The organism is Spirillospora sp. NPDC047418 (assembly GCF_040643275.1).
Lineage (GTDB): Bacteria > Actinomycetota > Actinomycetes > Streptosporangiales > Streptosporangiaceae > Spirillospora.
The window spans coordinates 1-6,779 of sequence record NZ_JBEYTW010000177.1 but is presented as its reverse complement, the minus strand read 5'-3'; the positions used below and the strand labels follow the sequence as shown (position 1 = coordinate 6,779).

Here is a 6,779-nt window from a genome sequence, read left to right as displayed (position 1 = left end):
CGCCCTCCGTTGACCTGCGGCGTGTTGTTGTTATGAGCGCGTCGAAAACAACAACACGCCGCAGGTCAACGAAATCGGTGGACCGGGCGACGTCCGTGAGCCCCGCGCCTAGTCGCCGGTGAAGGCGCCTTCGGCCAGGTCCTTGAAGCGTTCTAGGTCCTCGGCCGGGGTGTCGATCGCGCGGAGCGGACCGGCGTCGGCGAGGTGCGTCCGAGCGTAGAGGCGGGCGACGAGCGCCTTGCGGTCGGCTCCGGAGTCGTCGCGCTCCCAGCCCGCCTGCTCCAGCAGCAGCGCCGCCGCGTAGACGTCCGCCATGTACTGGGCGAGCGGGAAGAGCCGCGCCTCGGCCACAGTCCGGTCGAGGCCGCGCCACGTTTCTATGGCCTGCCGGAGATGCCCGATGCGGTCGTTGACCAGGTCGGCGGTCGCGTCGTCCCCGCTCGGCGCCTGCTGGACAGCTTGGGTCAGCCGTTCGAGGAACGGCTCGTGCGCGTCCTGCCGCTCGATGCCGCGGCGGACGTCCAGGCACAGGATGTTGTCGCCGCCCTCCCAGATGGGATTGACCTGCGCGTCCCGCAGGATGCGCGCCACCGGCCACTGCTCGATGTACCCGTTGCCGCCGTGGATCTCGATGGCGTCGCTCGCCGCCGTCACACCCAGCCGAGACGCCCGCAGCTTGATCAGCGCGGCGCCGATGCGGAGGCGGGGACGTCCCAGGTACCCGTCGAACACGAGCGCCTGGGCGGCCTCGGTCTCCACGATCAGCTCGGCGAGCTTGCGCCGCATGAGCGGCTGGTCGATGAGCGCGGCCCCGAACGCCTCCCGCGCCCCGGCGTAGCAGAGCGACTCGACCAGCGCCCGCCGCGCGCAGCCGAGACCCATCATCGAGATGCCGAGCCGGGCGCCGTTCGTCAGTTCCATCATGCGGGCGAGGCCCTTGCCGTCCCCGCCCTGGCCGGCGCTTGAGGACGGGGCCAGCAGGAACGACTCCGCGTCGGTGAACTCGATCTCCGCGGACGCGACCGACCTGGTGCCGAGCTTGTCCTTGAGCCGCCGGACCCGGACGCCGTTGCGCGACCCGTCCCGCCGCTCCTTCAGGACGAGGAACGGTGCGATGCCGCGAACCCCGTCCACGCCGCCCTCCGACTTGGCCAGCACCACGAACGCCGACCCGTTGGCGTTGGACGCGAACCACTTGAGCCCGTTGAGGCGCCAGGCGTCGCCGTCCTTGGACGCGGTCGACTCCAGCGCGCCCAGATCCGACCCGCCCGACCGCTCCGTCAGCATCTGTGCGGCCTCGCCGGACATCTCCCCCGCGGAGAACAGTTCCCGCACCCGCTCCTTGACGTCCTCGGGCGCGAACATCTCCGTCAGCCGCACGACCATCTCGCCACCGGTGCCGAGCGCGCACGCCATGCCGATGTCCGCCTGGTCCAGAAGGTAGCTCCAGGCCACGCCCAGCGGCGCGGCGTCGACCCCGTTGGCCTTCGCCTCCGCGACGAAGTCCGGACGGGTGAACGAGGTCGCGACGATGTCCCGCCGGGCCGCCTCGAAGGACGGCGGCATGACGACCTCGCTGACATCGCGTCCCCACCGGTCGTACTTCTCCAGCCGCGGCGGGTTCCGGTCGGTCTCCTCGGCGCGCTCGGCGATCGGCCCGCCCATCAGCGCGCCCATCTCCTTCAGCCGCGGCTCGGCCCAGCCGAACCCGTCCCCGAGGTGCCGCCGCATGAGGAACCGCAGCGTGGGGTCGCAGTCGTACCAGTTGCGGCCCGCCGCGCCCCGGTAGCGCTCGGTCGCGTACCGGCGCGCCTTCTCCGCGTCACCGAACGGCAGCCGGTCGAACGGCTCGATCAGATAGGACGTCATGCCCCCGACATTACGCTTTCTCGTCACATGATGGAAGCCTGTAATATATCGGTGGAGCATCGCGGAGCAAACGATCATGCCGATACTCTTTTGCCCGGTCACAGGGGGGTGGGCGGGTGTTCGGGATCTTCAAGCGGCGGCGCGAGGACGAACTGGCGCAGATCGAGGCCGAGATCACCGCGTTCGGCGAGGAGTTGGCCCGGCTGCCGCTCGATCCGGACGAGCACGGCGCCGACCCCGACCTGATGGCCGGCTACGCGCGTGCCCTGGACGCCTACGACCAGGCCAAACGGCACTTCCTCGGCGACCGCGACCGGGCGGACGCCGCCGACGTCCTGCGCACTCTTGAGGAGGGACGCAGCACGCTCGCCCGCGTCAACGCCGTCCTGACGGGCCGTCCCCTCTGCTTCTTCGACCCGCGCCACGGCCCCTCCACGCAGCGCGTCGCCTGGGCCCCGCCGGGCGGCGCCCACCGCGACATCGACGTGTGCGCCGCCGACGCGATCCGGCTCACCGAGGGCCTGCCGCCGATCGCGACGGGCGTCCGGCCGCCGCCCGCTTCCGCGCCGGCACGCCCGCGCCCCGCGTCGACCGGCACCGCGCCCCGGCAGGGAAAACGACCCGGGCCGTTCAAAGTCGCGCCCCCGGAGTTGGGCAAGAAGCAGCACGTGAAAGGGCGAGGCGACGGGGAAGCGATGCTCCACCACCCCAAGTGGGACGTGCCGTCGATACTCGTCGTCCGTCTCCACGGAGGCGGAAAGGTCGAACACGTCCGCGACGGAAAAGCCGTGCGGCTGGCGGAGGCGTCCTTGCCCTACCGCACTGTGCGGCCGCTTCCGCTGGGCACCGACTGGCCCGTCCAATTGCGCATCGAATGCACCGGCACATGGTCGGCCTGGCTGCAAGCGGGCGACAGCGCTCCCGCCCTCGACCGGACCATCGGCTCACGCGGCCCATTCCTCTGCCGCTACATCGGCGGCGCGGCACGAATCCAGATGGAGCACAGGGAAGGCGGCAAGTACTCCGTCACCGAACTGACGCCCGAATTCGGCCACGGCCCGACCATCCTCTCCGGCAAGGGCATCTCCTCGGCCGAGGGCGAGCTGGCGGGCTCGGCGTTCCTCCTCGTGGAGGCGCGAGGCGAGTGGCTGATCAGAGTGGCCTAGAGTCGAGGCCAGCCATGGACAGCCTGGAGATCCGCCCGCTCACCGCCCGCTCCGTCGTGCTGAGCACGCTCCTCGGCGTCCATCCGCCCCGGCTCCCGGCCCGCCACCTCGTCCGCGTCGGCGACCTGTTCGGCATCGCCGAGGGGACGATCCGGGTGGCGCTCTCCCGCATGGTCGCCGCCGGCGACCTCGCCCAGTCCGGCGGCGCGTACACCCTGACCGAACGCCTCCTCGCCCGCCAGGCCCGCCAGGACGAGAGCCGCTCCCCGCAGACCCTCACCTGGGACGGCACCTGGGAGATCGCCGTCATCACCGCCGAACGCCGACCCGCCGCCGACCGCGCCGCCCTCCGCCAGGCGATGTCGGCGCTCCGCCTGGCGGAACTGCGCGAGGGCACCTGGCTGCGTCCCGCCAACCTGACCCGCACCCGTCCGGACCCGGTCGTCCACCAGTGCACCTTCCTGACCGGCCGCCCCGAAGAGGACCCCGTCGCACTCGCCGCCACCCTCTGGGACCTGGACGCCTGGACGACCAGGGCCGAAACCCTCCGCACGGCCCTGACCGAGGCGACCGACATCGCCGACCGCTTCACCCTGGCCGCCGCCGTCCTCCGCCACCTCCTGAACGACCCCCTCCTCCCCCCGCCCCTCCTCCCACCCACCTGGCCGGGCTCGGCACTGCGCGACCTCTACAAGAAATTCGAGAAGGACTTCGCACAACTCCTCACAACCCAGGTGCTGACCTAACCCGGGCCAACCAACCCCCTGGCATGGCGTGCCCACGACCTCTAACCTGACAATCCGTCGGACAGGAGGTTCGATGGACCGAGCAGAACAAGCGGCTTCTCTGTTACCGCACGTCAGCCGATTAGCCGAAGAACACGGCCCCGCCTTAAAACGCGCCCACACGCTCCTCCTCGACGGAGCCCTAGTAGGCCCGGCCGCAGAGCGCCTCCAGAAGACCTTCACGAACCAGCACGACGACGTCCGCTCCGCCTTCTACGCCGCCTTCGACGCCGTCCGCCACTTGGCCGCCGGCACCGGCCCCCGCGTCCGCGACCCCTACATCCCAGGCGCCCCCCGAGGAGGCCGCCCCACATCGGCCATCCGCAGCGGCTCACCGGAGAAACTCGACCAGCTCAACGCGGAACTGACCCGCGCCTCGAACTCCTGGGACGAGGCCGCCCAGGCCCTCTCCGAAATCCTCGCCAACCTCGGCCTCACCACCTCCCCCGCCCGGGCGATCTCCCGCGCCGCGCAAACGGTCGCCCCCCAGAAGCACGAAGTGCGCCGAAGCCGCGACGAACTCCTCAAGACCGACCGCCGACCAACCGCCGAGTACGCCAAGACCGGCAACGTGTTACACGACGGCTGGAACGCCTACGCCCACCACTACCTCCCCGGCCTCGGCCAAGGCGTGAAGGACATGGGCCTCAGCGCCCTGGCCGGCAACCCGATGACGGCCCCCTTCTACATAGCGATCAAGCCGAAGGGCTGGCTGGAGCGAGGCCCCGTAGGCCAGATCCAGGGCCTCGCCCAGGGCGTCCAGCACCCGATCGCCTTCGCCAAGGCCGCCATCAACTGGGAAGAATGGAAACGCGACCCCGTCCGAGCCTTCGGCGAGGCCGCCCCCACGCTCGTCATCACCGCGATCACGATGGGCACAGGCTCCGGCTCAGGCATGACCGCCCGCCTGGCCACCGCCCTCCGCCGCACTCCCAAAGCCGAAACCGCAAAGTCCGCCAAAGCCCTCCAAGAAGCCGCCGCCGAAGCCCCCAGAACCGACAACCTCACCGAGAAACCTCCAACTACTCCTGATCCGGCAATCCCGTCCCCCGGATTCGCCCGACAACCGAACATCGACGTGAAGTCAACCGATACACAGCCACCGCCCCCCAGAGATCATAATGAATTAGAAACCGACGCCGCCGCCAAGGGCCACACGAGCGGAAAACTTGATGAATCTAGAAAGAAGTTCAACCAGAAAGAGCGCTTGATAGCGGATCTACTGGTTTCAGAGGGCCGCCGTGTCGAGGCCGTGCCAGAATCCAAAGTCGACAGAGTGCGAACACCGGATGCTCTCGTAGACGACGTTCCGGTCGAATTTAAAAGCCTTGACCCAACTGCCGTACCAAAAAGCATCAAGAACGCGCTGAATACAGCGAAGGGGCAAGCGCCGAATGCGATCATCGACGCGCGCGGCACCAGGCTGACAGAGGAGGACGCGAGAGAGGGGTTAGACAAGTTCCTACGTTACAATCCCGGGCGCATGGATTCAATCCGAATCCTGGGGGACGGGTACGAGATAACCGAGCCTTGAGGAGCAACATGAGCGGCTATCACGAGATATTCGTCCGAACGAGTAACTCGATAGAGCAACTCGTGGCCGACATAGCGACCGCCGCAAACTGCAAGATGCGCAAGTTCGACACGACGGACAACCCCATCGCCTACGCCGGGCGGTCCCGTGAAGTCGCAGTAGAGGTCGAACTGCACCACGATTTCGAGGACGACTTCGGCATGAATTTCTCCCAATACCCGATAGTCATCACGCTGCGCTCCTTCGACAGCGACAAAGCACACGAAGAGGTGGTGGCCAAGGATATTTTTCAAAAAATGTCCGCGATCGGCGACTACGCGATGCTCCTCGCATTCGACCTCCAGAGATTGATAGCGAAACACCCGGCCGACAACGCCTGAGAAGCAGACCGGGGGCGCGGCCGCTGCCGCATCGGGCTATCGGCCATCAACGAACGGGAGGAGCCGAGTGACGTCAAGCAGCTGTGATCGCCTGTTGGAGCCCGCTACTCGCCCCGCAAAGAGCGCGGCGGCGGAGGCGTTGCGAAACGGGTGGACCGATCCAGAAATCTGGGACTTATGACGGACGGTCCAGCTCGCTGGCGGGGGTTCGCCTCGGAGGAGATCGAGGCGCTGTCAGACTGGCATGTCCTTGACGAGGGCCCCGGCGAGCGAGAATGCCCGCACTGCCATCGGATACGCCTCCGCATCTATTTGTACAGGTCGCGGCACACCAACAGCCTCGTCACGCAGATATGGTGCTCCCGTTGTCGCAGCTACTCCGGCTGGGCGGGACCCTGGCCACTGGGACTTTTCATCAGCGATCCTCTAGCGAACCTTCCATTTGACGAATTCGCGGCCCTCAACCAGGACGAGGACACTCTCTTCAAACGCCTGGACGTACTCTGGGCCGACGGAGACCTGCCTCAGCAGGTGACGCGCGCATGAGCGGGACGCCTGCTTGGGAGCCGCGGGCGTGGCCGCTCGACGCGGCGGCGGCCACAACTCCGCGGAGCTGACCCTCAGAGCCAGGGTCGGCTCTCTACGCACTGGGCCTGGATTTCCACGACGCCGTTCTTCAACTCGGCGAATCTGACCGAGATCGATCTGGTGAACGGACTTCACGGACGCGCGGGTGGTCAGAACGGCGCGGATGTGGCGGTGAGGAATTAGCCGTGCTGCTCCGCCGATCACCTGCGTGGTGCGGTGACTGGTCAGGGGCGCGGGTGTGGCGTGTAGGAGCCGGTGCGGAGGTCGGTTAGGAGGGACGGGGCGGTGGGGTGCCAGTTGTATATGGTTTCTGCGCGGGTCGGGTCCAGGGGGGACGAGCGGGTCAGGACGTCGGCGAAGGGGCCTAGTACTCCAGTTGTAGATCGCGATCTTGCTGGTCGGGGCTGGTCCGGGAACGGGTGCGGCCACCGGTGATCATCGGTGTGTGAAGACAGAA

At 68.1% G+C, this 6,779-nt stretch carries 5 protein-coding genes; 4 read left to right on the top strand and 1 reads right to left on the bottom strand.

Translation table 11 applies throughout. The features are described from left to right. Positions 1-108 precede the first annotated feature (108 nt). A complete protein-coding gene (locus tag ABZ806_RS44555; protein ID WP_500225961.1) occupies positions 109-1,869 on the bottom strand; it encodes an acyl-CoA dehydrogenase family protein in 1,761 nt (586 codons plus the stop codon). 116 nt (positions 1,870-1,985) lie between these two features. Between ABZ806_RS44555 and ABZ806_RS44550 the strand changes: the two genes are divergently transcribed. The 4 genes from ABZ806_RS44550 to ABZ806_RS44535 all read left to right on the top strand — a co-directional run bounded on the left by ABZ806_RS44550 (position 1,986) and on the right by ABZ806_RS44535 (position 5,734). Beyond that, complete coding sequence (locus ABZ806_RS44550) at positions 1,986-3,035, top strand: hypothetical protein (RefSeq protein WP_500225958.1); 1,050 nt, start codon at positions 1,986-1,988, stop codon at positions 3,033-3,035. A 14-nt stretch (positions 3,036-3,049) separates the two neighbouring features. Then, complete coding sequence (locus ABZ806_RS44545; RefSeq protein ID WP_500225957.1) at positions 3,050-3,781, top strand: PaaX family transcriptional regulator C-terminal domain-containing protein; 732 nt, start codon at positions 3,050-3,052, stop codon at positions 3,779-3,781. 73 nt (positions 3,782-3,854) lie between these two features. Beyond that, a complete protein-coding gene (locus tag ABZ806_RS44540) occupies positions 3,855-5,354 on the top strand; it encodes a CdiA C-terminal domain-containing protein (RefSeq protein WP_500225955.1) in 1,500 nt (499 codons plus the stop codon). A gap of 8 nt (positions 5,355-5,362) precedes the next feature. Further along, positions 5,363-5,734, top strand: a complete 372-nt coding sequence (locus ABZ806_RS44535; protein WP_500225952.1) for a hypothetical protein — start codon at positions 5,363-5,365, stop codon at positions 5,732-5,734. Positions 5,735-6,779 lie beyond the last annotated feature (1,045 nt).